The 25,243-nt window shown below is 69.0% G+C and carries 23 protein-coding genes, 5 tRNA genes and 1 other RNA gene; 12 read left to right on the top strand and 17 right to left on the bottom strand.

All coding sequences use genetic code 11. The annotated features are described in order from the left end of the window. The first annotated feature begins 60 nt into the window (after positions 1-60). From ftsE to QSK34_RS31830, 8 genes are all read left to right on the top strand, one after another. On the top strand, positions 61-750 hold the full coding sequence (ftsE, locus tag QSK34_RS31865; RefSeq protein WP_030451218.1) for a cell division ATP-binding protein FtsE: 690 nt from the start codon (positions 61-63) through the stop codon (positions 748-750). Between the two features lie 9 nt (positions 751-759). Then, a complete protein-coding gene (gene ftsX, locus QSK34_RS31860) occupies positions 760-1,659 on the top strand; it encodes a permease-like cell division protein FtsX (protein WP_161481557.1) in 900 nt (299 codons plus the stop codon). Positions 1,660-1,682: 23 nt separating this feature from the next. Next, a complete protein-coding gene (gene smpB / locus QSK34_RS31855) occupies positions 1,683-2,165 on the top strand; it encodes an SsrA-binding protein SmpB (protein WP_030451216.1) in 483 nt (160 codons plus the stop codon). 3 nt (positions 2,166-2,168) lie between these two features. Continuing rightward, entirely contained in the window at positions 2,169-4,046 is a 1,878-nt protein-coding gene (locus tag QSK34_RS31850) for a penicillin-binding transpeptidase domain-containing protein (RefSeq protein ID WP_285589574.1), read from the top strand. An 85-nt stretch (positions 4,047-4,131) separates the two neighbouring features. Further along, positions 4,132-4,521, top strand: a transfer-messenger RNA (tmRNA) gene (gene ssrA / locus QSK34_RS31845). 682 nt (positions 4,522-5,203) lie between these two features. After that, positions 5,204-6,382, top strand: coding sequence for an ATP-binding protein (locus QSK34_RS31840; protein ID WP_285589572.1), 1,179 nt, complete (start codon positions 5,204-5,206; stop codon positions 6,380-6,382). Continuing rightward, on the top strand, positions 6,379-7,428 hold the full coding sequence (locus QSK34_RS31835) for a ParA family protein (RefSeq protein WP_285589570.1): 1,050 nt from the start codon (positions 6,379-6,381) through the stop codon (positions 7,426-7,428). Before QSK34_RS31840 ends, QSK34_RS31835 begins: the two co-directional genes overlap by 4 nt. A gap of 126 nt (positions 7,429-7,554) precedes the next feature. Further along, positions 7,555-7,743, top strand: coding sequence for a hypothetical protein (locus tag QSK34_RS31830; protein WP_285589568.1), 189 nt, complete (start codon positions 7,555-7,557; stop codon positions 7,741-7,743). Positions 7,744-7,776: 33 nt separating this feature from the next. On the opposite strand, the gene QSK34_RS31825 is transcribed toward QSK34_RS31830, so the two are convergent. From QSK34_RS31825 to QSK34_RS31760, 14 genes are all read right to left on the bottom strand, one after another. Next, positions 7,777-8,979, bottom strand: coding sequence for an ROK family transcriptional regulator (locus tag QSK34_RS31825; RefSeq protein WP_285589565.1), 1,203 nt, complete (start codon positions 8,977-8,979; stop codon positions 7,777-7,779). A gap of 19 nt (positions 8,980-8,998) precedes the next feature. After that, on the bottom strand, positions 8,999-10,795 hold the full coding sequence (locus tag QSK34_RS31820; RefSeq protein WP_285589563.1) for a glycoside hydrolase family 9 protein: 1,797 nt from the start codon (positions 10,793-10,795) through the stop codon (positions 8,999-9,001). Then, on the bottom strand, positions 10,792-11,757 hold the full coding sequence (locus QSK34_RS31815) for an N-acetylglucosamine kinase (RefSeq protein ID WP_285589561.1): 966 nt from the start codon (positions 11,755-11,757) through the stop codon (positions 10,792-10,794). The genes QSK34_RS31820 and QSK34_RS31815 overlap by 4 nt, the downstream gene beginning before the upstream one ends. Continuing rightward, positions 11,754-12,581: a carbohydrate ABC transporter permease gene (locus QSK34_RS31810; protein ID WP_285589558.1), complete on the bottom strand. Its 828-nt coding sequence runs from the start codon at positions 12,579-12,581 to the stop codon at positions 11,754-11,756. The genes QSK34_RS31815 and QSK34_RS31810 overlap by 4 nt, the downstream gene beginning before the upstream one ends. After that, positions 12,578-13,492 (bottom strand): carbohydrate ABC transporter permease, encoded by a 915-nt coding sequence (locus tag QSK34_RS31805; protein WP_285589555.1) that lies wholly within the window; start codon positions 13,490-13,492, stop codon positions 12,578-12,580. The genes QSK34_RS31810 and QSK34_RS31805 overlap by 4 nt, the downstream gene beginning before the upstream one ends. Before the next feature lie 3 nt (positions 13,493-13,495). Then, on the bottom strand, positions 13,496-14,839 hold the full coding sequence (locus QSK34_RS31800) for an extracellular solute-binding protein (RefSeq protein ID WP_285589552.1): 1,344 nt from the start codon (positions 14,837-14,839) through the stop codon (positions 13,496-13,498). A gap of 159 nt (positions 14,840-14,998) precedes the next feature. Next, positions 14,999-15,400 carry an NUDIX hydrolase gene (locus tag QSK34_RS31795; RefSeq protein ID WP_285589551.1) on the bottom strand — a complete coding sequence of 134 codons (402 nt, stop codon included), beginning with the start codon at positions 15,398-15,400 and terminating at the stop codon, positions 14,999-15,001. A gap of 13 nt (positions 15,401-15,413) precedes the next feature. Next, a tRNA-Glu gene (locus QSK34_RS31790) sits at positions 15,414-15,486 on the bottom strand. Between the two features lie 10 nt (positions 15,487-15,496). Further along, positions 15,497-15,569, bottom strand: a tRNA-Glu gene (locus QSK34_RS31785). A gap of 5 nt (positions 15,570-15,574) precedes the next feature. Further along, a tRNA-Ser gene (locus tag QSK34_RS31780) sits at positions 15,575-15,666 on the bottom strand. A 20-nt stretch (positions 15,667-15,686) separates the two neighbouring features. Further along, positions 15,687-15,760 (bottom strand) — tRNA-Leu (locus QSK34_RS31775). A gap of 1 nt (position 15,761) precedes the next feature. Then, a tRNA-Leu gene (locus QSK34_RS31770) sits at positions 15,762-15,837 on the bottom strand. A 620-nt stretch (positions 15,838-16,457) separates the two neighbouring features. Beyond that, positions 16,458-16,643, bottom strand: coding sequence for a type II toxin-antitoxin system VapB family antitoxin (locus QSK34_RS31765; RefSeq protein ID WP_285589549.1), 186 nt, complete (start codon positions 16,641-16,643; stop codon positions 16,458-16,460). A gap of 64 nt (positions 16,644-16,707) precedes the next feature. After that, the gene (locus tag QSK34_RS31760; protein WP_285589547.1) at positions 16,708-17,337 is read right to left on the bottom strand and encodes a DUF899 domain-containing protein; all 630 of its coding nucleotides are present in this window, start codon (positions 17,335-17,337) and stop codon (positions 16,708-16,710) included. Positions 17,338-17,393: 56 nt separating this feature from the next. Here QSK34_RS31760 and QSK34_RS31755 point away from each other — a divergent pair, with 56 nt between their 5' ends. Then, positions 17,394-18,113 carry an SDR family oxidoreductase gene (locus QSK34_RS31755; RefSeq protein ID WP_285589545.1) on the top strand — a complete coding sequence of 240 codons (720 nt, stop codon included), beginning with the start codon at positions 17,394-17,396 and terminating at the stop codon, positions 18,111-18,113. A gap of 13 nt (positions 18,114-18,126) precedes the next feature. After that, the gene (locus QSK34_RS31750; RefSeq protein WP_285589544.1) at positions 18,127-18,996 is read left to right on the top strand and encodes an amidohydrolase family protein; all 870 of its coding nucleotides are present in this window, start codon (positions 18,127-18,129) and stop codon (positions 18,994-18,996) included. On the opposite strand, the gene QSK34_RS31745 is transcribed toward QSK34_RS31750, so the two are convergent. The 3 genes from QSK34_RS31745 to QSK34_RS31735 form a co-directional block, all read right to left on the bottom strand. After that, complete coding sequence (locus QSK34_RS31745; RefSeq protein WP_285589543.1) at positions 18,969-19,808, bottom strand: SAM-dependent methyltransferase; 840 nt, start codon at positions 19,806-19,808, stop codon at positions 18,969-18,971. The genes QSK34_RS31750 and QSK34_RS31745 overlap by 28 nt on opposite strands. Positions 19,809-19,899: 91 nt before the next feature. Further along, positions 19,900-20,919, bottom strand: coding sequence for an adenosine deaminase (locus QSK34_RS31740; protein WP_161481543.1), 1,020 nt, complete (start codon positions 20,917-20,919; stop codon positions 19,900-19,902). A gap of 55 nt (positions 20,920-20,974) precedes the next feature. After that, positions 20,975-22,060, bottom strand: a complete 1,086-nt coding sequence (locus QSK34_RS31735) for a S1C family serine protease (RefSeq protein WP_285589542.1) — start codon at positions 22,058-22,060, stop codon at positions 20,975-20,977. 96 nt (positions 22,061-22,156) lie between these two features. Here QSK34_RS31735 and QSK34_RS31730 point away from each other — a divergent pair, with 96 nt between their 5' ends. Beyond that, positions 22,157-22,981 carry a hypothetical protein gene (locus tag QSK34_RS31730; protein ID WP_285589541.1) on the top strand — a complete coding sequence of 275 codons (825 nt, stop codon included), beginning with the start codon at positions 22,157-22,159 and terminating at the stop codon, positions 22,979-22,981. A 58-nt stretch (positions 22,982-23,039) separates the two neighbouring features. Further along, positions 23,040-25,187, top strand: a complete 2,148-nt coding sequence (locus tag QSK34_RS31725; RefSeq protein WP_285589540.1) for an acyl-CoA dehydrogenase family protein — start codon at positions 23,040-23,042, stop codon at positions 25,185-25,187. Positions 25,188-25,243 lie beyond the last annotated feature (56 nt).

The raw sequence follows: 25,243 nt of genomic DNA, 5'->3' as shown, positions 1-25,243 counted from the left end.
ACCGGCGCACTCCGGTATGGATGTCCCCCGCCCCCTAGACTGGCATGCCGTGATGCGCCCGTGATCCATTTCGATAATGTCACCAAGGTCTATGTGAACCAGAATCGCCCCGCGCTCGACCATGTCTCGGTCGATGTCGACAAGGGCGAGTTCGTGTTCCTCGTGGGGCCGTCGGGTTCGGGAAAGTCGACCTTCCTCCGCCTGGTCCTCAAAGAGGAGCGGCCCAACTCCGGCGCGATCCACGTCGCCGGCAAGGACCTCTCCAAGCTGTCCAACTTCAAGGTGCCCCACCTCCGGCGCCGCATCGGATGCGTCTTCCAGGACTTCCGGCTGCTGCCCAACAAGAACGTCTACGAGAACGTGGCGTTCGCCCTTGAGGTCATCGGCAAGCCGCGCCGTTTCATCCGCAAGGTCGTCCCCGAGGTCATCGAGCTGGTCGGCCTCGAAGGTAAGGCCCACCGCATGCCCGACGAGCTGTCGGGTGGCGAGCAGCAGCGGGTGGCCATGGCGCGGGCCTTCGTCAACCGACCGATGATCCTGCTGGCCGACGAGCCGACGGGAAACATCGACCCCGCGACGAGCATCGGCATCATGAAGGTGCTCGACCGCATCAACAGGACCGGCACCACCGTCCTCATGGCGACGCACGACGCCGCCATCGTGGACTCCATGCGCAAGCGTGTGGTGGAGCTGGAGGATGGCAAGATCGTCCGCGACCAGTCGCGGGGTGTCTACGGCCAGGCTTACTAAGAAGGAAGCATGCGGGCGAATTTCATCTTCTCCGAGGTCTGGATCGGCCTCCGTCGCAACCTCACGATGACCATCGCGGTCATCGTGACCGTTGCCGTCGGCATGGCGCTGCTCGGCATCGGGCTGATGATCAACTCACAGGTCTCGAGCATGACCAGCTACTGGTCCGACAAGGTCGAGCTCTCGGTCTACCTGTGCAAGGAGAACTCCCCCTTCGAGCCGTGCACGGACAAGAAGGGCATCTCCGAGGAGCAGAAGACCGCTCTCGAGGCCGTCATCAAGGGCATGCCGCAGGTCGAAGAGGTGATCTTCGAAGACTCCGCCACGGCCTACAAGAACTTCCTCGACAACCAGTCGAACAACGTGTTCGCCTCCTTCCTCAAGGTCGAGGACATGCCGGAGTCGTTCCGGGTCAAACTGGGAGACCCCGACCAGTCGGCGGCGGTGACCGAGGAGCTGACCGGCCAGGCCGGCGTCTCCAACATCGTCAACCAGCGCCAGCTGCTCGACAGCTACTTCGGCTTCATGGACAAGCTCCAGTGGATGGCCCTGTCGGTCGCCTTCGCGATGGTCTTCGCCGCCACCCTGCTGATCGGCAACACGGTCCGGCTGTCGGCCTTCAACCGCCGCCGCGAGACCGGCATCATGCGGCTGGTGGGCGCCTCCAACGTCTACATCCAGCTGCCGTTCGTCCTCGAGGGTGTCATCGCCGGCCTGATCGGCGGCGTCCTGGCCGCCGTCATGCTGATCACCAGCAAGCTCCTGATCTTCGACAGCATCCAGAACTTCATCCCGGAGGCCCTCGGCTGGAACACCGTCGCCGGGATCATCTCCGGCACGATGGCCATCGGCGTGATCATCTGTATCCTCGCCTCGTTCATCACGCTCCGCCGCTATCTGCGGGTGTGACGAGCCGCCGGTAGGCTCTTGCCATGCCTCGTGAGACCGGGCGCAAGGTCATCGCCCAGAACAAACGTGCCCGTCACGAATACTTCATCGAAGACACCTACGAGGCCGGTCTGGTCCTGACCGGCACCGAGGTGAAGTCACTGCGCGAGGGCCGCGCCAACCTCACCGACGGCTTCGCCGCCGTCGAGGAGGACGAGGCGTGGCTCTACAACGTCCACATCCCCGAATACGCCCAGGGCACCTGGACGAACCACGCCTCCAAGCGCAAGCGCAAGCTGCTCCTGCACCGCAAGGAGATCGGCAAGATCCACGCGACGCTGAAGGAGAAGGGCCTCACCCTGATCCCCCTGGCCCTCTACTTCAAAGACGGCCGGGCCAAGATCGAGGTCGGCATCGCCCGCGGTAAGAAGGACTACGACAAGCGCCAGACCCTCCGTGAGAAGCAGGACAACCGGGATATGCAGCGGGCCATGTCGAGCGCGATCCGGCGCAAAGGGGGCCGCTAGGCCGTGACCGCCCGTCGTCCCCTTCGGTTGGCGCTCACGCTGGCGCTTCTGGCGCCCGGCCTGACCGCCTGCTTCGAGGAGCCGTCCCCCCACGAGGCGATCCGCGACTTTCTCGTCGGCTGGCAGACCGGCGACTACGAGATGGCCGCCCGCCGGGCCGACGCCGACCCCGCCACGGTGGTGAAGGCGCTCGGCGACGCGAGCCTCCACCTCGACGCCGCCTCGATCCGCTTCGCGCTCGGCACCATCAACCGCGAGGGCGACACGGCGTCGGCCGACTTCTCCGCCGAGGTCAACCTGGGTGAGAACAACCCGCTGTGGGAGTACGACAGCGTGCTCCCGCTGCGGCTGATCGACGGCCGGTGGAAGGTGCACTGGTCGCCCGAGGTCGTCCACCCCGACCTCCACGAGGGCCAGCGGCTCGCGGTGAAGATCGACCCCGAGGGCCGCCAGCCGATCATCGACCGCAACGGCGACACCCTCCAGGAAGACGACACCCAGTTCGTCGCCCAGGTGATCCCCGCCAACCTGACCGACCCGGCCAAGGTCTGCGAGGAGCTCTCCAAGATCACCGGGTTCGCGCAGGACCGCCTGCTCAGCCGCATCCTGTCGGCCCCGCCGACCGACGCGGTCCAGCTCGCCACCTTCGGCCCGAACAAATACCGCGAGCTGGCCCCCAAGCTCAAGGCGATCACCGGTCTCACCATCGCCGAGGTCCACCCGCCGGTCGCCCCCAAGTCGCCCGCCCAGATCGTCGGCCGCGTCAACGCCGTCACCCCCGAGAGCGAGCAGCAACTCGGCGGCCCCCAGCGGGCCGGTGACACCGTCGGCCGCGACGGCCTCCAGAAGGCCTACCAAGACCAGCTCACCGGCTCCACCGAGACCCGCGTCGTCATCCTCGACACCAAGACGTGGGAGCAGGTCAAGGAGCTCAAGTCGTGGCCCGGCCGCAAGAACACCCCCGTCCGCACCACCCTCGACACCGCCATGCAGCAGGCCGCCGACCTGGCCGTCGCCGGTTCCCAGCCGGCCGCGCTGGTGGCCGTCCAGGCCTCCACCGGTGAGATCCGCGCCATCGCGACCAAGGGCCTCCACCAGCAGAAAGACGCCCTCGCCGGCAAGTTCCCGCCCGGCACGGCGTTCTCCATCGTCTCCACCGACGCGCTGCTCAAGAACGACCTCGACACCCAGGCGAAGATCCCCTGCACCGCCGACCGCACCGTCGGCGGCGCCCGCTTCCAGCAGGTCGGCGTCACCGCCGCCGCCCCCACCTTCGAGGCCGACTTCGCCCACGGCTGCGTCACCGCCCTGGCCTCCCTGGCCCGCATGGTCAAGAGCGACGACCTGCTCCTCAGCGCCCAGCAGTTCGGCATCGGCGCCCACTGGACCCTCCCGCTCCCCGGCCACAGCGGCCACGTCCCCGCCCCCGCCACCGACGCCACCCGTGCCAAGGTCATCGCCGGCACCAGCGTCCAGGTCAGCCCCCTCGCGATGGCCCTGGTCGCCGCGGCCGTCCAGTCGGGCACCTGGCGCCCGCCCGTCCTCGTCAGCAGCCCCGCCCTGCCCGACGTCAGCTCCGAGGTCGTCACCCCCGCCGCCCCGCCCAAGCCGATCAACCTCGACCCCGGCCGCGTCGCCACCCTCCGCACCCTCATGAGGGCCGGGGTGACCAGCGGCTCCGCCAAGGCCGCCTCGGTCGCCGGGGCCGAGGTCTACGGCGTCGCCTCCCACGTCGGCTTCACCGAGAAGAAGCAGCGCCGCCAGCTCTCCTGGTTCGTCGGCTGGCAGGGCGACATCGCCATCGCCGTCATGGTCGAGACCGGCGTGCCCGGCGCAGCCCCCGCCGTGGCCGGGTCGTTCTTCGGCGCGCTCGCGCCATGAGGGAATACGTGTTCGCGGCGGGGTGGTTGTACGGGTAAAGTTGCGGTGTCCGGACGCTTGCGCGGACGGGTTTGACAACTGCACAGGGGGTGACCGGTTTCGACTTTGGCATTACAAGCCAGGGGAAGCGGGCCGAGGACGGCGGACATAACCTCGTTAACACTGTGTCCGCGAACAAATAAGTGCCAATACCAAGGCCACTTCGGTTAGCCAGGGTTCCCTGGCTCTCGCTGCCTAAGCAGACGAGTTAAACCGTGTCAGCCCGGGATCGCCTCCGGCCCGGGATCTGGCATCGCTAGGAGGCTCCACCATCTTCGCCGGCCGCGGGGGAAGGTGGGAAATCAAACAGCGGATGAGCCCGTCGGCGACTCGCCTGTGAGAGCGCCGGGGCTGAGAAAACGTTAAACAGGCTGCGCCCGGAGAAGCCCTGACTCGGTGCTGAAGGACGCGGGTTCGATTCCCGCCACCTCCACTCGTAACGGCTCGTGGTTGACGCCCCTTCGGGGCGGCTGTCACGAGCCGTTTCTCGTTTGTCCACGGGGGGACGACCCCCCGAACCCCCCGATACGAGAGGGCTTTGCCCCCTCGCGCTCCCCCTGGTGCGCGGTCGCGCCCCTTGCGTCGCTTTGCTCCGGGGTCGCTGGCGCTCCCTGGCGAAGGGCTCCGCCCCTCGCGCTCCCTGGTAGGGCCTCGCTTCGCTCGGATCGTGCTCGCTTCGCTCGCGTGTGTTTAGGGGCAGGCCTGGAGTTTGGCGGGATTTTTGGTGGTTCTTCTCTCTTTTGGGCATCTCAATATGTGGGTGCGGAGTGCATACCTAGGTTCCGTCTCCATGCGCTAACCTCCGGCATGCAGATGATCATCTTTTAGTGGAGAGCGTGGGCTTCTTCGGCACGGACTCCGGTGAGACTGTCGACTCCAGTGCAGAGCGTCGAAGCTGAGGTGATGCCGGTACCGGGCCTTGACCATATGGTCTGGGTCAGGTTCCGCGGAGGCTCGTGGGACCCTGGCTTCTGGACTCCGCTCTTCTGTCCGGCCGGGGGCGAAGCCGAGTCCGGCCAATCGCACGTTGTCTGCTTCGAGCACATTCAGCGGGGCTGGGCCCAGGAACCGGGGCTCTTTGATCCGGTGGACTGTGACTGGGCGGAACAATGACTGGCATGACGACTGATCTCGTTGACGAGCTTGGTGACAGAGAGAGCACCGTTCTGGAGTTCAAGCTGTCCGCGTCCAGTCGCGATGAGATCGGCCAGGCGATCTGCGCGCTCGCCAACGATCTGTGCGGGCGTGGCGGTGGGGACCTGCTCATCGGAGTGGATGATCACGGTGAGCCGGTTCTCGTCTTGGACACCAGTGATCGGGAACTGCTGAGGCTGACTGAATACCGCGATAGCGGCCAGATCCTGGACCGGCCGTCGATGACCGTGGAGAGGGCCACGTACAAGAGCCGGCCGGTGATCCGGATCCACGTTAAGGCCTCGGCGACTCCGCCCGTGCGATATGACGGCGTCGTCTGGGTGCGGCCGGGGCCGACGACACGCAGGGCAACCCGGGAGGATGAGCGGGTGCTGGCCGAGCGCCGTCGATCCCTCGACGGTCCGTTCGACGGGCGGAGCGTACCGGGCAGCACGTTGGAGGACCTCGATCTGGTGTTGTTCCGGTCCACCTACCTGCCGTCCGTAGTCTCTGCCGATGTCATCGAGGAGAACGGACGTCCGCAAGAGCACCAACTCGCGAGCCTACGCATGGCTGACCTGACGGCCACGCCGACTGTGCTGGGGTTGCTCGTTCTCGGGTTCAACCCGGGTGGTTTCATCCCGGGCGCCTACCTGCAGTTCGTGCGGTATGACGGCCTGGGCCTGGAAGCCGCGATCGCTGACGACCAAGAACTGCGGTCCAACATAGTCGACCTGGGCGGTCGTCTTGACGCGCTGTTCCGCGGTCACCTGCACACCCAGGTGGTGGACGACCAGGGCTTCCGGGAAGTGCAGCGGCCCGACTACCCACTCGCCGCGCTGCGCGAGGCCTGCATGAACGCCGTCATGCACCGCAACTACGAGACTTCCTACGCGCCCGTGCGTGTCCTCTGGTTCGCCGACCGTATCGAGATCACCAACCCGGGTGGACCTTACGGGCAGGTGCGCGCCGACAACTTCGACAGGGTCAGTGACTACCGGAACCCGTCGCTCGCCGCGGCGATGAAATCACTGGGCTACGTCAACCGGTTCGGGCGGGGGATCGGCCGGATACAGGCGTCGCTGGAGGCCAACGGCAATCCTCCCGCGGAGTTCGTCGTCGACGAATCGTCGTGGTCGGTGACGTTGAGGAGAGCAAAATGATCTCGGTGGCGCTCTTCAACAACAAGGGAGGCGTCGGCAAGACGACGCTCACCTACCATCTGGCCCACATGCTTCAGCGCCTTGGGCGTCGAGTGCTGGCCGTGGATCTGGACCCACAGGCCAACCTGATTTCTGCGTTCCTGGACGAGCGGGAGCTCGCGACGCTCTGGGGGGAACCGGATGTCTCATCCTGGGGACCGACGCAGCAGATTCTCACCGACGTGCTCTTCCCCGGGGTCACCCCAGACGCCGGGACGGTCGCGGCCTCGGTTCAACCGATCATGGAAGGTCTCGGCGACGTCGCCTTTTACGCGCCGACATGCATTACCGATGGTCTCTGGCTCGTCCCCGGAGACCTCGAACTGAGTGCGTTCGAAGACAAGCTCTCCGCCGCATGGCCGAACTGCTTCACGGGTGATCATGCCGCCATCCGGACGACCACGGCCTTCTACCGGATCATCGATGACGCCGCCCGCAAGGTGAATGCCGACATCGTCCTTATCGATGTCGGGCCTAACTTGGGCGCCATCAACCGGGCCGCACTCCTTGCGGCGGACAGTGTGCTGATGCCTCTTGCCGCGGACCTGTTCTCTCTTCGGGGTCTGCGAAACCTCGGTCCCACTTTGCGAGCGTGGCGCTCCACCTGGCAGCAGACCGTGTCGCCGAGGGTGCCGAAGACGATCCCCGCTCCTTCTGGTGACATGCGGCCTCTCGGCTATGTGATCATGCAGCCGACCATGCGTCTGGACCGGCCCGTCAAGGCCTACCGGCGCTGGCTGGAGCGCATTCCCTCCGTCTTCGCCGAATCGGTGCTCGACGAACGGCGATCCGATCATCGGTCGCATGAGATCGCGACGCTACGGAACTATCAAAGCCTGATGCCCCTTGCGCACGATGCCCGCAAGCCGATGTTCGATCTCAAAGCGGCAGACGGGGCCATCGGCAGCACACAGACCTATGTGCAAAAATGTCGCGCCGAATTTCGCGAGCTCGCCGAGACCGTGATCGAACGGCTCGCGGAGATACGGACGCAAGCCGCAGACTGACCCGAGGCCGCGCGGGGCAACGCCGACCGCCGCCCAGTTGCGGTCGCCCCGCGTTCTTTGGAAATTTCGCTTCGATGAATCGAATCGGCTCCGCGCAGTTCGTCAGCGACTCAGGGAGTGGTTTGTATGAGGATCGATGGTGAGCCGCTTGCCGATGTTGGACCGATCATGCGGCGGCGTGCCGTTCCGGTGGGCGAGGCGTTGGAGATCTTCGCTGGTGCCGGCACGCTTGATGTTGACGAGTTGCGCGCGGATCTGGACGCCGGTATCGATCAGGAGCTGTCTCACGACCCTCTTGAGGGGACCGGTCTGTGAGGCGCGCGAGTTGGGCAACGGACTCGACAAGGTCTACGAGCGGCTGACCAGGACGCCCTCGAAAAGTTCCTCCCGTACGACCGTCAGCCCCAGCTCCAGCGCCCCCGCCAGCACCGGGTTCCCCTCCAGTGCCGACAACCGGACCTGCGGCCGCGAATGCGTCAGTGCGTGCAGTTCCCGTTCGACCAGGTCGCGCAGCAGTTCCCCGCCCGCCGCGGGCAGGCCGCCCGTCAGCACGACCAGCCCCGGGTCGACGACCGAGGCGATGGCCGCCAGGCCCACCGCCAACCGTGAGGCCACCAGGCGCAGGCCCGCGCGGGCCTCTTCGGCCGCGCGGTCGGTGCCTGCGGAAAGGGTGACCGCGGCCGATACGGCGCGGCGGAAGTCGGGGGCCTCCACGCCGTAGGTGCGCAGCAGGTCGTGGACCGCTGGGCCGCCGACCAGGGCCTGGTAGCCGTGGTGGCCGAAGCGGCCGCCGTCGCGGGCGGTGGCGACGCCCGGTGTGGGCATGTAGCCCACTTCGCCCGCGCCGCCGAAGAAGCCTCGGTGCAGGCGGCCCCCTATGACCAACGCCGAGCCGAGGCCCTCGTCGGCCCACAGCAGGACGAAGTCGGAGAAGTCGGTGGCCGCGCCGTGGGCCTGTTCGGCCAGGGCCACGAGGTTGACGTCGTTCTCCACGTCGACTTCCGTGCCCAGGCCCTCGCGCAGCGTCGGGAGCAGGTCGGGGATGCGCCAGCCGGGGAGGTCCTCGTCGGTGGCGTAGGACAGCAGGCCGGTGGTGGGGTCGACGGCGCCCTGGACGCCGATCACGATCCGGCGCAGGGGGCCGGGAGGCCCGGCCGCGTCGATCGCCGCCCTCAGGCGGTCGACCAGCGGGCCGCGCACTCCTTCGGTCAGGGTGACGGTGTGTTCGCCCCTGATCGTGCCGGTGAGGTCGGCGATCTGGGCGCTGATGCGGTCGTGCGTCACGTCCAGGGCCGCCACATACGCCGCGTCGGGGTTGATGCGGTAGATCTCGGCCGTCGGGCCGGGCTGGCCGGCGCGGATGCCGTCGGCGACCACCAGGCCCGCCTCTTGGAGGCGGGCCAGGAGCTGGAAGGCCGTCGGTTTGGAGAGGCCGGTGAGCTCGCCGATCTCGGGACGGGTCAGCGGGCCGCGTTCGAGCAGGACCCGCAGGGCCCGGCCTTCGTTGATCGCGCGCATCAGGCTGGGGGTCCCGTGAAGGGGAGGCTTCACTGCATCTCCGCGGCGATGATCATGACGATGTGAGGGTCAAAGCGTACAGCGCGATCGCGGCGAAATCGTCGGCCGGTTCGGAGGCCTGCCAGGAGCGGACGTCGTCGACGAAGCGGCTGCCGTGGCCGGTGAACTCGTGGTAGACGTCGACGCCGTTGGGCGGGCAGGGGGGCATCTCGTCGAAGTGGCCGCCGAGGCCGTCCTCGAAGAGGTCGGCGCTGTTGGGGCCGTTCACGACCGCGCCCTTGGCGGGCCTGCCGGTGATGTTGGCGATCTGGTGGTGCGGGCAGGCGATGGAGTTGGCGCCCGCGCCGGCCACGAAGGAGACGCCCCACGGGTTGGCGCCCAGGCTCCAGTTGCGCTGCTGGGTGCCGAAGGCGTCGTAGGAGCGGTCGCCGGTGACCTTGCGGTAGAGGTGGGTGGTGGCGGCCAGGCCGAAGGCGTGCGGGACGGAGTCGAACTCGTCGTGCTGGGCGCCGGCGCGGAACGGGTCCTTGGCGGCGCGGGCCGCGCCGATGTCGAGCTGGGCCTTCAGGCCGGCGATCAGGTCCGTTTCTGAGACGGCCAGGCCTCTGGCGCGGGCGGCCCTCATGGCGGTGACCAGATCGGTGTGGGCGAGGGCGCTGACGTCGTACAGGTTGAGGGTGTCGCCCTGGTCCTCGTCGAGGTAGCCGCGGGCCCAGCGGGCGGCGTCGGCCAGCCACCTGGCGGCCCTCGGGTCGCGCAGGCGCTGGGCGGCCAGGGTCATCTGGGTGGCGCCGAGCTCCATGTCGTCGCGCCAGACGCTCTCGGGGTAGAAGGCGTGCGGCAATGAGGTCACGAGTTGTCCGACGCCTTCGGTCTTGGCCATCGCGTAGACCGAGGCGGCCTGGTCCAGCAGGTGGGCGGCCTTCCTGCGGTCGGGTTCCAGCTGGGCGGCCAGGGCGAAGGCGGCGGCGGTGCGGCCGGCGAGGTTGGGACTGATCGGGTGGCCGGGGGCGGCGGCGCGGAACACCGGGCGGTTGCGGATGAACTGGTGGCCCTCGGCGGTGTCGGCGTCGTCGGCCTGGGGGAGTCGCCAGATGTCGTGGTCGCCGACGAAGGTGCCCTCCTCGTTCCCGGCGCCGACGCCGACCTGGATGTAGAGGGTCTTCGACTTTTCGTCCCACATCTTGTCGAGGTACTTCAGGCCGTGGGCCGCCTCGTCGCGCAGCGCCGGGGTGTGCACCTTCCCGTCGCGCTGGGCCGCCCAGAGGAGGGTGTCGACGTACGACAGGATGTGGGTGAACTTCAGGTAGTCGCCGGCGTCGAACCAGCCGCCCTCCACGTCGACCGGGCCGCCGACCTTGGTCAGCTCGCCCTTGATCTGGTCGGTGTCGGGGCCGGTGAACGTCGGCCAGTCGTAGACGGACGCCGCCCGGTCGTTGTGGTGGGTGGTGTCGCGCTGGAGGCCGAAGAAGCCCAGGATGTCGGTGGCCGGGTTGTGCTTGGGGGCGATCTGGAACTCGGCCGAGGTGGTGCCGCCGGCCTTGATCCGGTAGCGGCCGGGGGTGCGCAGCTTCGAGACGTCCAGGTCGTAGACGTGGGGGTAACCGCTGTTCCAGGCGCCCCGGTCGGCCCCCGCGTGACCGGTGAGCACGGTCCGGCCGCGGTGGTCGACCACGGTGAAGCGGCCGCCGGAGCCGCTCGTCATCAGATAGGCGTGCTTGCTCTCGCCCGGCAGGAAGCCCACCTGGTCCACCCGCACGTGGGCGGGGGTGGCGTCGGCCCATGCCGGGGCGGCGCTTATCGACGTCGCCAGCGCCAGCGCGAGGGCGGCGGGGAACAGCCTGGTCATTCGCTCCTCCTGAAGTGTTCACGAACTCGGATGCGCGCGGACTCGTCCGCGTGGAGCAGGTCCAGTCCGGCCAGGGCGGCGCCCGCGACCGGGGGGAGGGTGCCGACCACGACCGTGGCGCGTGGTGCGCCCGCGCCGATCGCGGTTTCGATCAGGTGGTGCGTGTACGGGTCGCGCGCCGTCAGCACGCTGCCGCCGAGCACCACCTCGGTGGCGACGTCCAGCAGGTTCAGCCGTTCGAGGCAGACGCGCGCCATCACGGCGACCTCCTGGGCCTGGCGGGTGACCACCTCCCTGGCCACCGGGTCGCCGCCGGCCGCGACGGTGAACAGGCCTGGGACGAGCTCATGCAGCCTAGCCGGGGACAAATCGCCGAAATGCAGTGACAGCACCACTTCTTCGACGGTGGCCGTGCCGAAGTGGCCGACGACCAGGTCGGCCAGCGCGGTCGCCGGGCCGCGGCCGTCCTCCATCCGGGAGGCGTGCCACAGGATCCAGTCGGCCAGTTCCTCTCCGCCGCCCCAGTCGCCGCTCCGCCGGCCGAGCGCCGGGAACCGCGCCACCTCGCCGGAGGGGGCGACGCCGACGGCGTTGATGCCGGCCCCGCACACCACCGCGACGCCCCACGGCCGCGACGCCCCGGCGCGCAGCACCGCGAAGACGTCGTTGGCGACGTCCACCTCCTTGGCGCACCCGCGCCGCAGGAACTCCGCGCGCAGCGCCTCCTCCTCGGCCGGGAAGTCGGCCCCGGCCAGGTAGGCGGCCAGCACGTCGGCGTAGGGCACGACGCCGCCGAGCAGGTCGCGGGCGGCCCGGTCGACCACGTCGACGGCGGCCGCGACGCCCGCGCTCTGCGGGAGGAAGGGGCCGGTGCGTGTGGTGGCGAGCACCGTGCCGTCCTCGGCGACCAGGGCGAGATCGGTCTTGCTGTTGCCCCCGTCGACCGCGAGCACCGTCCTCACCCCTTCACTCCCGTCAGCGTGACGCCCTCGATGAAGACCTTCTGGGCGAAGAGGAAGAGGACGATCACCGGCGCGGTGACCAGCAGGGTCGCCGCCATGGTCAGGTTCCACTGCACGCTGTGGAAGGCCTTGAAGGTGGCCAGCCCCAGCGACAGGGTCCAGCCCTCCTGGTCGACACCGGCGTACAGCAGCGGCCCGTAGTAGTCGTTCCAGCAGTAGAAGAACGAGAACAGCGCCACCGCGGCGATCGCCGGGCGGGCCATCGGCAGGATGACGGTGAACAGGATGCGCACGTCAGAGCAGCCGTCGACGCGCGCCGCGTCGGTGTAGTCGCGGGGGATCGTGATGAGGAACTGGCGCAGCAGGAAGATCGAGAAGGCGTCGCCGAACAACATCGGCAGGATCAGCGGCCACAACGTGTCGGTCAGTCCGAGCCGCGCCCACACCAGGTAGATCGGCACCGCGACCACCTGCGGCGGCAGCATCATGGCGCTGATCACCACGAGGAACGCCGCCTTGCCGCCCCGGAACCGGAAGCGCGACAGCGCGTACGCCGCCGGGATCGACGACGCCAGCATGAAGATCGTCGCCAGGGAGGCGTACATGAAGGTGTTGGCCGTCCAGGTGAGCAGTTCGGAGCGGGCGAACACCTCCGCGAAGTTGTGCCAGTTCCACTGGTCGGGCCACAGGCGGCTGGTGAGGGCCTGTTCGTCGGTCATGAGCGCGGTGAGCACGATGAAGACGACCGGGCCGAGGAACATCAGCGCCAGGGCGATGGCGATGGCGTGCTGGGCGATCCAGACCAGGCCGCGGCGGCGCGTCACGAGGCCGCCTCCGCCCGGTTGAACTGGCGCAGCAGCACCAGGGTGAACACCATCGAGACGGCGAACAGCATGATGGCGTACACGCAGGCCAGGCCCATCGACCAGTCGCGGAACCCGGTGTGGAACAGGTGCTGGGGCAACGTGAGCAGCGCGCCGTCGGGGTAGCCGGGGGTGAACGTGCTGCCGGCCGAGTCGGTCGCCCCCGAGGCGACCCGGGAGGCGATCATCGCCTGGGTGAAGTACTGCACGGCGTAGATCACCCCGGTCACGGCCGAGAACATCAGCACCGGGGAGATGACCGGCAGCGTGATGTTCCGGAACTGCCGCCATGCCCCCGCGCCGTCGATGGCGGCGGCCTCGTACAGATGCTTCGGCACGTCGAGCAGCGCGGCCAGGAAGATCATCACTGTGTTGCCCGCGCCCCACAGGGCCAGCAGGGTCAGGCTGGGCTTGGCCCACGCCGCGCTGCCGAACCAGTCGGGGCCGGTGATCCCGATCCAGGCGAGGACCTGGTTGACCGGGCCGGTGGCCGGGTTGAGCAGGTAGACGAAGGCGACCGTGCCGGCCACCGTCGGCACCAGCGACGGCAGGTAGAACAGCGTGCGCAGGATGCCGGATCCGCTTTTGATCTTGGTCAGCAGCTGCGCCACGCCCAGCGCGAAGAGCACCTGCGCCGGAACCATGAACACCACCAGCCACAGGGTGTTGAGCCCCGACTGCAGCAAGCGCGGGTCGGAGAAGGCGTAACGCCAGTTGTCCAGGCCGATGAACTCCAGCGTGAACAGGTCGTAGCGGTGGAAGGAGAAGTACACCGTGGAGGCCAGCGGATAGACGAAGAAGACCGCGATGCCGACGAGCCAGGGGGAGAGCCACAGGAGGGCGCGGACGCCCTCCCGGCGGGTGAAGGCCATCGATCAGCCTCCGGACAACTTCATCTTGTCGTCGATCCGCTTGTCGACCCCGGCCAGGCCGGCGTCCAGGTCCTTGACCGCGCCCTTCTCCCACTCGATCAGGAAGGTGGAGAAGGCGTCCTGGTTGAAGACGCTGTTGACGTTCGCGGGCAGGGTCGAGGTCTTCGGGTGGGCGAAGATGTCGAGGAAGGTGGCGAACCGCTCGTCCTTGGCCAGGTCGGGGTGGTCCATGGCGGCCTTGGTGGTGGGCACGTTGCGCAGCGCGTTCGACAGCGTCACCAGCGACTGGGTGTCGGTGGTCAGGTATTTGACCAGCTCCCAGGCCTGCTGCGGGTGCTTGGCGCCCTTCGGCACGCCGATGACGGTGCCGGCGGTGAAGCCGCTGCCGTACAGGTCGGGCTTGTCGTCGGCGACGGGCAGCGGCGCGGTGCCGTAGTCCATGTCCTTGGCCTCGGGATCGGCGGCGATCATGGCGTTGCGCCACTCGCCGTCGAGGACCATCGCGACCTTGCCCTCGAAGAAGGGGTGCTCGGCGCCCCACTCGTCGCCCAGGCCCTTGCGGAACTTCTCCAGCTTGTCGTAGCCGTACCAGTCGACGAGCTCCTTCTGCCACTGGAGCAGCTGCTTCCAGGCCGGGTCGGAGCCGATGGCCGAGGTGCCGTCGTCGTTGTACCACTTCGCGCCGACCATCGGCCCGAGGTGGCTGGGGGAGTTCTCGTAGTACTGGAAGCTCGGGATGAACCCGGCGACCTCGATGTTCCCCTCGGCGTCGCGGACGGTGAGCTTCTTGGTCAGCTCGGTCAGCTCCGAGAGCGTCTTCGGCGGCGGCTCGCCCTTCATCAGGGCCTTGTTGTAGTAGAGGCCGTAGGCGTCGGCGAGCAGCGGCATCGTGCACCGCCTGCCCTCGAACTCCGTGTACGACCGCGCCGCCGCCGGGAGCACGTTCAGGTCGATGCCGTCCTGGGCGATGACCGGCGTGAGGTCCTGGAAGGCCCCGCTCTTGCACCACTGGGCGACGTTGTCGGTGGTGAACGACGCCGCCACGTCGGGCGCCTGGCCACCCCGGATCGCCTGGGTGATCTGGGCGTCCTGGATGCCCTTCTTCGCGACCACCTTGATCTGCGGGAACTTCGTGGTGAAGCCCGCGATGGCGTCCTCGAACGCCTTGGTCTCGACGTCGGTCGAGAAGCCGTGCCACAACTCCAGCGTGGCGGCGGGCAGGGCGGCGGGCCCGGTCGAGGTGGTCGTGGGTCTGGCGCCGAGGGCGGGCGGGGCCGTGGTGCCCGCGGTGCACGCGGTCAGCGTCAGGGCCAGCAGGCCGGCTGCCGCGAGGGGGAGAGAGCGCACGTGGTGCCTCCTATGACCAGGCGTTATGGGGGTACGGTCACCGTGCACGGCAAGTTAGTAAGTCTTCCTAACTTTCTGAGGACCATAGGACGGCCTTTCGGAAGGGTCAAGGGGCGACATCAACTCGTAACAGGGACTGTCGGGCAACAGTCCTTACGATTACCGGAGGAGGCCGGTCCGGTGCAGGTGGTCGAAGACGGCCTGGTTGGCGGGGGAGACCCGGTCGCGGTCGGCGTAGGCCAGCCAGGCCAGCTCGGCGATCTCGCCGCCCGGCGCGGGCTCGCCCTCGTGGTCGGCGGTGTAGCAGGTGATCTGCACGGTGGCGCCGTCGGCGCGGTCGTGGGCCGGCGCCTCGAAGACGCCGACCAGGGCGGCCGTGGCCGGGAGGATCGTCACGGTGAGCTCCTCGCGGACCTCCCTGACCAGCGTGTCGAGGTCGCTCTCCCCGGGTTCGCGCTTGCCGCCGGGGACGTAGTAGGCGTCCTTGCCGTGGGACCGGGCGCCCAGGATCCTCCCGTCGCGGAGGCAGATCCAGGCGATCTTGTCGATGGTGCCGTTCATGGGAGCCAGTGTGTACCCCGTACCGGATTCGAACCGGCGTTCTCTCGGGTGAAAGCCGAGCGTCCTGACCGCTAGACCAACGGGGCGTGCCTGTCGTGACCCGTACCGGATTCGAACCGGTGATCTCCTGAGTGAGAGTCAGGCGTCCTAACCACTAGACCAACGGGCCCTGCGCGGAGGGGGCGAGGGTCGAACTCGCACGCGCCCTTGCGGGCGCCGACGGTTTTCGAAACCGCGGCCGTCGCCGTCTGTCGGCTGGCCCCTCCGTATTCCTGCCTTTCCTGCGTACCGCCCCGGGGATTCGAACCCCGACTGCCCGTGTCCTGAGCACGGTGCCTCCTGCCGTTGGGCTAGAGCGGCCTGGTACGTCCGGGGGGATTCGAACCCGCGACCTCCGGCATCTCGGGCCGGCGCCTCTCCCGTTGGGCTACGGACGTGCGATTGTCATTCATTTCCGATGACAATGAAAAAGCCGCCGGGTTCTCCCTGGCGGCTTCGTGGTCGTTTCCCGCTGTTTCAGCGGGGGACACGCCGGTGCCGCAGGAGAAGCGATTCCTCCGAGCGAAGGCTGATGGCTTCGTGACTCATGGAATCGTCCTTTCTCGCTTCAGTGGAGCGGCCTGCCGTTGTCGAAAACCGTAGCCGTTTGAAACGGCGGGGGCGAACTGTTTATCGCGCCCGTCTCATTTACCGGTCGAGGGGGCCGTGGCCTGACCGGTGACGGCCGCGATGCATCCGAAGTGGCGGTCGCAGTGGAGCAGGGTCCTCCTTGGATCTCGGCCGTCGCCGCGACGACCAGGTCGACCGGGCCCGCGCTGCGGTGCCGGCCGCGCCTGGTCAGTTCTTCCTGGATCTTGCAGGCGCGGTCGTCGACGGGGGCTGCCCGAAGACGTGTCGCAAAGTCGATCCCTCGCTGACGGTCGGCGATGGAGCGGGCGTTGTAGAAGAACTCGAGTGGCGATCAGGCCGGCGGCGGCCTGATCCCAGCCGTGGCGTTCGGCGTCACCGGCCATGAAGCGGGCCGGTGCGCGGGTGTCGATGAGAAACTACGCGGGTTTCACCGGCGAAAGTTCCGCTTGTCCTCGAAGAGTTCGAGGTCGAATGCGCCTTCCTCCGCCGACTCTCGGAGTCGTGCCAACGCCAGGGCCCTGCGACGGGTCTCCAGAACTTCGCGCAGCGCGCTGTCGACCATGTCTTTCTTGTCTGCGTGCCCGGCGCCTTGGTCGATCACCGTACGTGCCATAGGGCCCTCCTGACATCTAGCCGTGCATCAAGTAAATCCCGGGCAGGGCCTCTGGCGGCGTGGGTCAGCCGTAGGTCGGGTACTGGGGCCAGCCCGTCGGCGAGTCCTCCCAGTCCTCCTGGCGGCCCCATGGTGTCAGGTCGAGGAAGTTGTGGGCGAAGACCAGGCGGTCGACCCCTCGCGACGTCGTGTTGTAGGTCCGGTAGACGTGGTCTCCGTCGCGGAGGAAGACGCTCAGCATGAAGCCTCTCCCCGCCCCGCAGTCGTCGGAGAACGTCGTGCCGTTCGACGACAGGAACGGCAGGGTCCAGCCGCGTTCGGCCTTGTAGGCCTCGATCTGCGGCAGCGGCATGTTGGAGATCGTCGCCCAGCTCACGCCCTTCTCGGCCAGGGACGCGAGCGCGCCTGCCGGGACGTTGTCGGTGAACTTGGTGCAGCCGGGGCAGAAGTGGCGCGGGCCGTTGTCCATGAACTGGTAGACGATCAGCTGGTCGCGGCCCTCGAAGAGGTCGAGGAGCGTTCGGGGGCCGTCGGGGCCCTCGAAGACGTAGTCGCTCCGGAACTCGGTCATGGGAAGGCGGCGGCGCTGGGCGGCGAGGGCGTCTTCCGCCCTTGTGGCCTCCTTTTCCGCTTTCAGGAGGTTATCGCGGGCAAGTTGCCACTCTTCAGGTGATACGACTGGTGGTTTGCTCATAGGCGGATTCTGCCCGCTGGGTATGACAGAAACCGAGGGTGCGCAGGTCAAGGGGGATGCAGATGGAACTGGACGGGCAACGCGTCGTTCTCCTCGGGGGCACCTCCGGCATCGGACTCGGGGCCGCCCGGATCGCGGCGGCGAACGGGGCCGAGGTCGTCGTGGTGTCCTCGCGTGAGGAGAACGTGCGCCGCACCCTCGATGAGTTGCCCGACTCCGCCTGGGGAGACGTCGCCGACTTCAGCGACCCCGACGCCATCGAGGACGTCATCGGCCGGATCGGGCGGCTCGACCATCTCGTCTACACCGCCGGCGAACCCCTCTACATCTCCCCGGTCGAGCATCTCGACATCGCGGTGGCCCGTGAGTACTTCCAGATCCGCTTCTTCGGCGCGCTGGCCGCCGCGAAGGCCGCACGCGGCCGGATGCCCGACTCGGGCAGCATCACCGTGACGGCGGGGGTGGCCAAAGACCGGCCGGGGTTCGGGTGGGCGGGGCCGGCGTCGATCTCGGGGGCCCTGGAGGCGTTGACGAAGGCGCTGGCCGTGGAGTTCGCGCCCGTACGGGTGAACTGCGTCGCCCCCGGAGTGATCAGGTCGCCACTGTGGCAGGGCACGCTGCACGTCGAGGAGATGTACCAGGAGATCGCCGACACGAGCCTGGCCGGGCGGGTGGGCGAGGTCGAGGACGTGGCGAAGGCCTACCTCTACCTGATGACGCAGGACTACTCGACCGGGATGGTGCTGACCGTCGACGGGGGCATCACCCTCGTCTGACAGACTGGCCGGCATGTCGGTGGAGGAGGTCTGGCGAGGGCTGGGGCTGTCCGGCATCGTCGACGTGCACACCCACTTCATGCCGCAGCGGGTGCTCGACAAGGTGCAGGCCTATTTCGCCGGCGCCGAGGCCCATCTCGGGTTCCCCTGGCCGATCGCCCACGGGAACGACCCCGACGACCACGTGAAGAGGCTGCGGGAGTTCGGCGTGGTCGCCTTCACCTCGATGATCTACCCCCACAAGCCCGGCATGGCGGCCTGGCTCAACACGTGGGCGCGGGAGTTCGCCGCCGCCACCCCCGGCTGCGCCCGCACGGCGACGTTCTTCCCCGAGGAGTCCGCCGGAGGCTACGTACAGGAGGCTCTGGACGGCGGGGCCCGGGTGTTCAAGGCGCATCTGCAGGTGGGGGAGTACGACCCCCGCGACCCGCTGCTCGACGACGTCTGGGGGATGATCGCCGACGCGGGGGTGCCGGTGGTGACCCACTGCGGGTCGGGGCCGGTGCCGGGGCGGTTCACCGGGCCGGGGCCGATCACCGGGGTGCTCCAGAGACATCCCCGGCTGAGGATCGTGGTGGCCCACATGGGGCTGCCCGAGTACGGCGCGTTCCTCGACCTGGCCGGGCGGTTTCCCGGGGTCGGCCTCGACACGACCATGGCGTTCACCGAGTTCACCGAGAAGGCGTGGCCGTTTCCGGCCTCCGAACGGTCACGCCTGCTCGACTACCGGGACCGGGTCTTCTTCGGCAGCGACTTCCCGAACATCCCCTACTCCTACGCGGAGGCGGTCGGCGCGCTGGTCCGGCTGGACCTCGGTGACGACTGGCTCCGGGCCGTGCTCTACGGCAACGGCGTTCAGATCTTGCGGCCGATGGCGCCGTAGGCGCCGTGCTCGCGCTTGGGGGCCAGCTCGGGGTCTTCGTCGGGACGCCACATCGCGACCGGCACCATGCCCGGCTCGACCAGCTCGAAGCCCTTGAAGTACTCGCTGATCTGCGCCTTGGTGCGCGGGGTGAAGCCGAGGTCGGGCGTGCGGTAGGCGTCGGCGGCGTTGCCGACCGCCTTGGGGAAGAAGTCGGCCGTCACGTGGCTGACCGCGAAGTAGCTGCCGGGGACGAGCGCCTCGGTGTACTGGCGCACCAGGCCGGGCGGGTCCTCCTCGTCGGTGATGAACATCAGGGTGCCGACGATGACCAGGGCCACCGGCTCGCGGAAGTCGATGACGTCGTTGATCTCGGGGTGGTCGAGGATCGTCTTCGGGGCGCGCAGGTCGGCCTCGACGTAGCAGGTGCGGCCCTCCCTGGTGCTGCGGAGGAGGGCGCGGGCGTGCGTCATGACGATGGGGTCGTTGTCGACGTAGGCGATCCTGGCCGCCGGGTTGACCTGCTGGGCGACCTCGTGGGTGTTGCCCTGGGTGGGGATGCCGGTGCCGATGTCGAGGAACTGCGTGATGCCCTGTTCGGCCAGGAACCGCACCGCCCGGCCGAGGAAGGCGCGGTTGTCGCGGGCTCCCTGGACGATGCCCGGCGCGGCGGCGGCGGTGCCCTCGGCGACCTTGCGGTCGGCCTCGAAGTTGTCCTTGCCGCCGAGCCAGTAGTCGTACACGCGGGCCGAATGGGGGATCGACGTGTCGATCCGCGGCGCGTTCTCCTCACGCGGGGACGACCACGGCAACAGGTTCTTCGGCTCCGACATCAGGGCTCCAATGGAGGTCGCGGCTCCGGTCAGCATAGACCCCTTGATCGTCGGCGGAGCCGGAGAAACCGTTATTTTCCGGCGTATGCCGTTATAGACGGGCGTAGTCCGCTATTTCGGACAGCAGGGCGCGCTTTCCGGCCTCGTCCAGGAACGACGCCCGGACCGCGTTCCCGGCCAGTTCGGCGATTCCCGCGTGGTCGAGGCCCAACAGCCGGGCGGCGACGGCGTACTCCTGGTTGAGGGAGGTGCCGAACATGGGCGGGTCGTCGCTGTTGATCGTGACGAGGACCCCGGCCTTCACGAGCTCGGGCAGCGGGTGCTCCTCCAGCGAGGCGACGGCGCGGGTGCAGACGTTGGACGTCGGGCAGACCTCCAGCGCGATCCGGTTCTCGGCCAGGTGCTCCAGCAGGGCGGGGTCGCCGGCGCTGCCGATGCCGTGCCCGATGCGCTCGGCCTTCAGGTCGCGCAGCGCCTCCCACACGGTCTCGGCGCCGGTGGTCTCCCCGGCGTGCGGGAGCGAGTGGAGGCCCTCGGCGCGGGCGGCGTCGAAGTAGGGGGCGAACTGCTTCCTCGGCACGCCGACCTCCGGACCGCCGAGACCGAAGCCGATCAGGCCGTCGGGGCGCTGGTCGAGGGCGATCCGCAGGGTGCTCTCGGCCGCCGGGAGACCCAGCTCGCCGGGGATGTCGAAGATCCACTTGAAGGTCAGGCCGTGGTCGCGCAGCACCCGGGCGCGGGCGTCCTCGATGATCTCGCAGAACTGCTCCGCGGCGAACCCGTTGATCAGGTGGGTGTACGGCGTCACGGTCAGCTCGACGTAACGGGCGTTCTGCGCCGCCAGGTCGCGGCCGACCCCGTAGAAGAGCTGCCACAGGTCATCGGGGTCGCGGATCAGGTTGAGGACCGAGACGTACACCTCGATGAAGTGGCCGAAGTCGCGGAAGGTGAAGAACTCGGCCAGCCGCTCGGGGTCGGCGGGCACGGGGGTGCTGCCCTCGTGGCGGGCGGCGAGCTCGGCCACCACCCGGGGGGAGGCGGAGCCGACGTGGTGGACGTGCAGCTCCGCTTTGGGCAGACCGGCGATGAAGGAGTCCAGATCTGGTGTCACGTGCCCGACCGTAACAACCGGCCCGACCGAACACCCAACTTCTTACACGGAAATGTCAGCTTCCGCCGGGAAGTTCGCCCAGCGTCACCTGCAGGGTCACCTGGGTGCCGTCGGAGTGTTGCACCACGACCGGCACCTTCTGGCCGGGCTTCAACGTCGCCAGCACCTCGCTCAGCGTCGCGGTGTCCTCGGTGGCCTTGCCGTTCACGCTGATGATGACGTCGCCGGTCCGGATCCCGGCCCGCTCGCTCGGGCCGTTCCTGGTCACCGCGCCGACCTGCACGCCCATCGGCTCTCCGTCCCGGCCGATGGCCGTCCCCACCTGCACGCCCAGGGCCGCCCGCCGGCTGTTGACCACCCGGCCGTTCTGGACGATCTGTCGTGTGATGTCGGTGGCCGTCGCGCTCGGGATGGCGAAGCCGATGCCGTCGGCCGGGCCCTCCTGCGGGTTGTTGGCGCCCAGCGTCGGGATGCCGATGACCTGCCCGTGCAGGTCGACCAGGGCGCCGCCGCTGTTGCCCGGGTTGATCGGGGCCGAGGTCTGGACGGCGTTGGTGATGGTCGCGCCCGGCTGGCCGCCCTCGCGGGGGCCGGAGACCGTCCGGCCGAGCGCCGACACGATGCCCGAGGTGACCGTGCCGGAGAAGCCCAGCGGGTTGCCCATGGCCAGCACGATCTGGCCCACCCTGAGCTTGGTCGAGTCGCCGAAGACGGCGGGGGTCAGCCCGCGCGGGTCGGTGACCTTGATGACGGCCAGGTCGCCCGCCGGGAAGGAGCTCACGAGGGTGGCCTTGCGCGCCCCGCCACCGGTCGGGACGGTGACCTCGAAGTCACGGGCGCTGCCCACCACGTGGGCGTTGGTCACGACGTGCCCCTGGTTGTCGAACACGATGCCGGAGCCGAGGGCGTTCCCGGTGGTGATCTGCACGATCGACGGGAGCACTTTGTGGATGACGTCCTCGTAGAGCGACTCCAGGCCCAAGGCCTGCTGGGCCGGCGTCACCGGCGCGCCCGGCACGGTCGACGTGGGAGCCGCTGACGGGGTCGCCGTCGCCGTGCCGGGTGACGAGTTTGCGCAGCCTGCCGCCGCCGCGAGACAGGCGAGAACGGCGATCCGGGTGATGACCGGCGAGAATTCCATGCGCACCTGTCTACCCAGGTGGATCACCGGATTCCAGCACCGTTGGAGCGTGCCATCGTCCGGCTTCGATCATGAATATTGACGTAATCTGCCGTCATGGCGGACGAACTCGGCACCCCTGCCCGGCCGTCGGCACGTTCCTACGACGCGCCAACCACCCCGATGCCCGTCTACCGCCCGCCCGCCGAGGCCGAGGCGGCCCCCGCTCCCGCCCCGCCGCCGCCCTCCTCCGGCAACCGGGCACGGGTCTTATGGACGGTCTTCGCCGCCCTGGTCACGGTCGCCGCGGTGGTCTTCGCCTTCTCCGCGTTCTCGGCCGACGAGCCGGTCCGCGAGGTGGCCGTGTTCCCCGCCGCCGATTCGGCGCCCAGCGCCCCCGCGCCCGCCCGCACCCCGCTCACGCTGCCCGCGCCGCCGGTCCGCAAGGCCCTGGCGACCTATCCGGGTGCCGGCACGCCCACCGCCGGCCTCGTCGACGACCGGCGTTCCGGCATCGTGTACGCCGCCTTCGCCGCCCCCTGGCAGCGGGTCGAACCCGCCCCCTTCCAGTTCCGCCAGCGGGCCGGCCAGGCCGTCATCGCCTCCGCCCCGATCCCCGGGGCCGACCCCGGCACCCCGAAGACCGCGGCCCAGTGGCGGGCCCTGACCGCCAGGGCGGCCCGCTGGACGGTCGCCCGCTACCAGCCCGAAGGGGCCACGTTCCGGTGGACCGCCTCCCAGCGCACCCGCCACGGCACCGGCTGGCTGCTCGGCTACCGGGTGGCCTGGGAGAGCGGGGGCAAGCGCCGGACCGCCGAGGCGGTCGTGGCGCTCATGAAGACGGAAGGAAAGCCCGCGATGCTCTTCGCCTCGGTGCCCGATTCACGGAAAGAGCTGCGTAAAGACCTGAATGTCCTGCTTGAGACGCTTCGCCCCCGGTAGCCTCGAAGCTTCTTCTAGAATATGATTCTGTCCACATTGCCGAGTGTGGAGGGGTCAGATGGCGATCGGGCTGAGCGAAGAGCACGAAGCGCTGCGCGAGTCGGTGACGGGCTGGGCGGGGCGGCACATCACGCCGCAGGTCGTGCGGGCCGAGCCGGCGGGACGGCCTCCGTTCTGGTCCGGCCTCGCCGACCAGGGTCTGCTCGGCCTGCACCTGCCGGAAGAGGTCGGCGGCTCCGGCTACGGCCTGCTGGAGGCCGCCGTGGCGGTCGAGGCCCTGGCCGAGAAGATGGCGCCCGGCCCCTACGTGCCGACCGTGCTGGCCGGTGCGGCGATCCACGCCTCCGACAGCAAGGCCTTCGGCGAGGTGCTGTCGGGCCTGGCCGACGGGTCGCTGACCGGCGCGCTCGCCCTCGACGCGAACCTGACCGGCGCGGGCCGGGTCTCCGGGGTGGCCGAACAGGTGCTCGGCGCCGCCGAGGCCGACATCCTGGTGCTCCCGGCCGGGGACACGTGGGTGGTCGTCGAGGCCTCGGCCGCGACCGTGACCCCGATCCCGGCGCTCGACCTCACCCGGGGGGTCGCGCGCGTCGAACTGGCCGACGTCGAGGCGCGGGTCCTCGACGGCTTGACCACCGAGACCGTGCGTCACCTGGCCGCCGTGCTGCTGGGCGCCGACGCCATCGGCGTGGCCGCCTGGTGCGTCGCCGCCGCCGCCGACTACGCGAAGGTGCGCGTGCAGTTCGGCCGTCCGATCGGCCAGTTCCAGGGCATCAAGCACAAGCTCTCGCGCATGCTGGTCGTCCTGGAGCAGGCCCGCGCGACCGTCTGGGACGCCACCCGCGCCACCGGCGACGAGCGCGACTACGCGGCGGCGATCGCCGGGGTGGTCGCCCCCGACGCGGCCGTGCAGTGCGCCAAGGACGCCATCCAGACCTTCGGCGGCATCGGCTACACCTACGAGCACGACGCCCACCTCTACTTCCGCCGCGCCCTCACGATCCGGGCCCTGACCGGCTCGTCGGCCGACTGGAAGGAGCGGGTGGCCGCGCTGAGCCTGGCCGGCGTGAGCCGGGAGATGCGGCTCGACCTGCCCGAAGACGCCGAGCCGCTGCGCGAGCGCATCCGCGGCGAACTCGCCGAGATCGTCCCGCTGGAGGGGGTCGAGCAGAAGCGGGCGCTGGCCGCCGCCGGGTTCGTGATGCCCCACCTGCCGGCGCCGTGGGGGCGGAACGCCCCGCCGCTGGAGCAGGTGCTGATCCAGCAGGAGATCAAGGCGGCCGGGCTGAAGCTGCCGCAGATGATCATCGGCGCGTGGGTGGTGCCCTCGATCGCCGTGTACGGCACCGAGGAGCAGCAGCAGCGTTTCCTGCCCCGCACTCTCAGCGGGGAGCTCGTCTGGTGCCAGTTGTTCTCCGAGCCCGGGGCGGGCTCCGACCTGGCCAACGTCCAGATGAAGGCCGAGCGGGTCGAGGGCGGCTGGCGGCTCAACGGGCAGAAGATCTGGACCAGCGTGGCGCACGTCGCCGAGTGGGGCATCTGCATCGCCCGCACGTCCAGCGAGGGCTCCAAGCACGACGGCATCACCTACTTCATCGTCGACATGAAGGCCGAGGGCGTCACGGTCCGGCCGCTGACCGAGATGACCGGCGAGAACCTGTTCAACGAGGTCTTCTTCGACGACGCGTTCGTGCCCGACGAGCTCGTGGTCGGCGCGGTGAACGAGGGCTGGAAGGTGGCCCGCAACACGCTGTCGAACGAGCGGGTGTCGTTGTCGTCGGGGTCGGGCGGCACCGGGTCGTCGGTGCCCGACCTGCTCGGGCTGGCCGGGCGGCTCGGCCGGGAGCTGACGCCGGTCGAGCGGCAGGAGCTCGCCGAGGTCGTCTGCGAGGGCCACTCGATCAACGCCCTGTCGTTGCGGGTCACGCTGAAGCAGCTCGCCGGCACCGAGCCGGGCGCCGACGCGTCGGTGCGCAAGCTGCTGTCGACCTCGCACGCGCAGCACGTCTCCGAATGCGCGGTGAACCTGATCGGCCCGGCGGCCGTGACGGCGGCAGACTGGAAGCTGGGCGACGCCGGCTACTGGAACCGGGCGATCCTCGCCACCCGGGCCATGACGATCTACGGCGGCACCACGGAGGTGCAGCTCAACATCATCGGCGAGCGCATGCTCGGCCTGCCCCGCGACCCCGAGCCGGGTAAGTAAGAACCTGTTACCTAAACCTGTTCCAGGCCTGATTCAAGACCTGGAACAGGTTGCAG

Source organism: Herbidospora sp. NBRC 101105, from assembly GCF_030269205.1.
GTDB lineage: Bacteria > Actinomycetota > Actinomycetes > Streptosporangiales > Streptosporangiaceae > Herbidospora > Herbidospora solisilvae.
The sequence above is the reverse complement of the archived record's forward strand: the minus strand, read 5'-3'. Positions and strand labels throughout refer to the sequence as shown.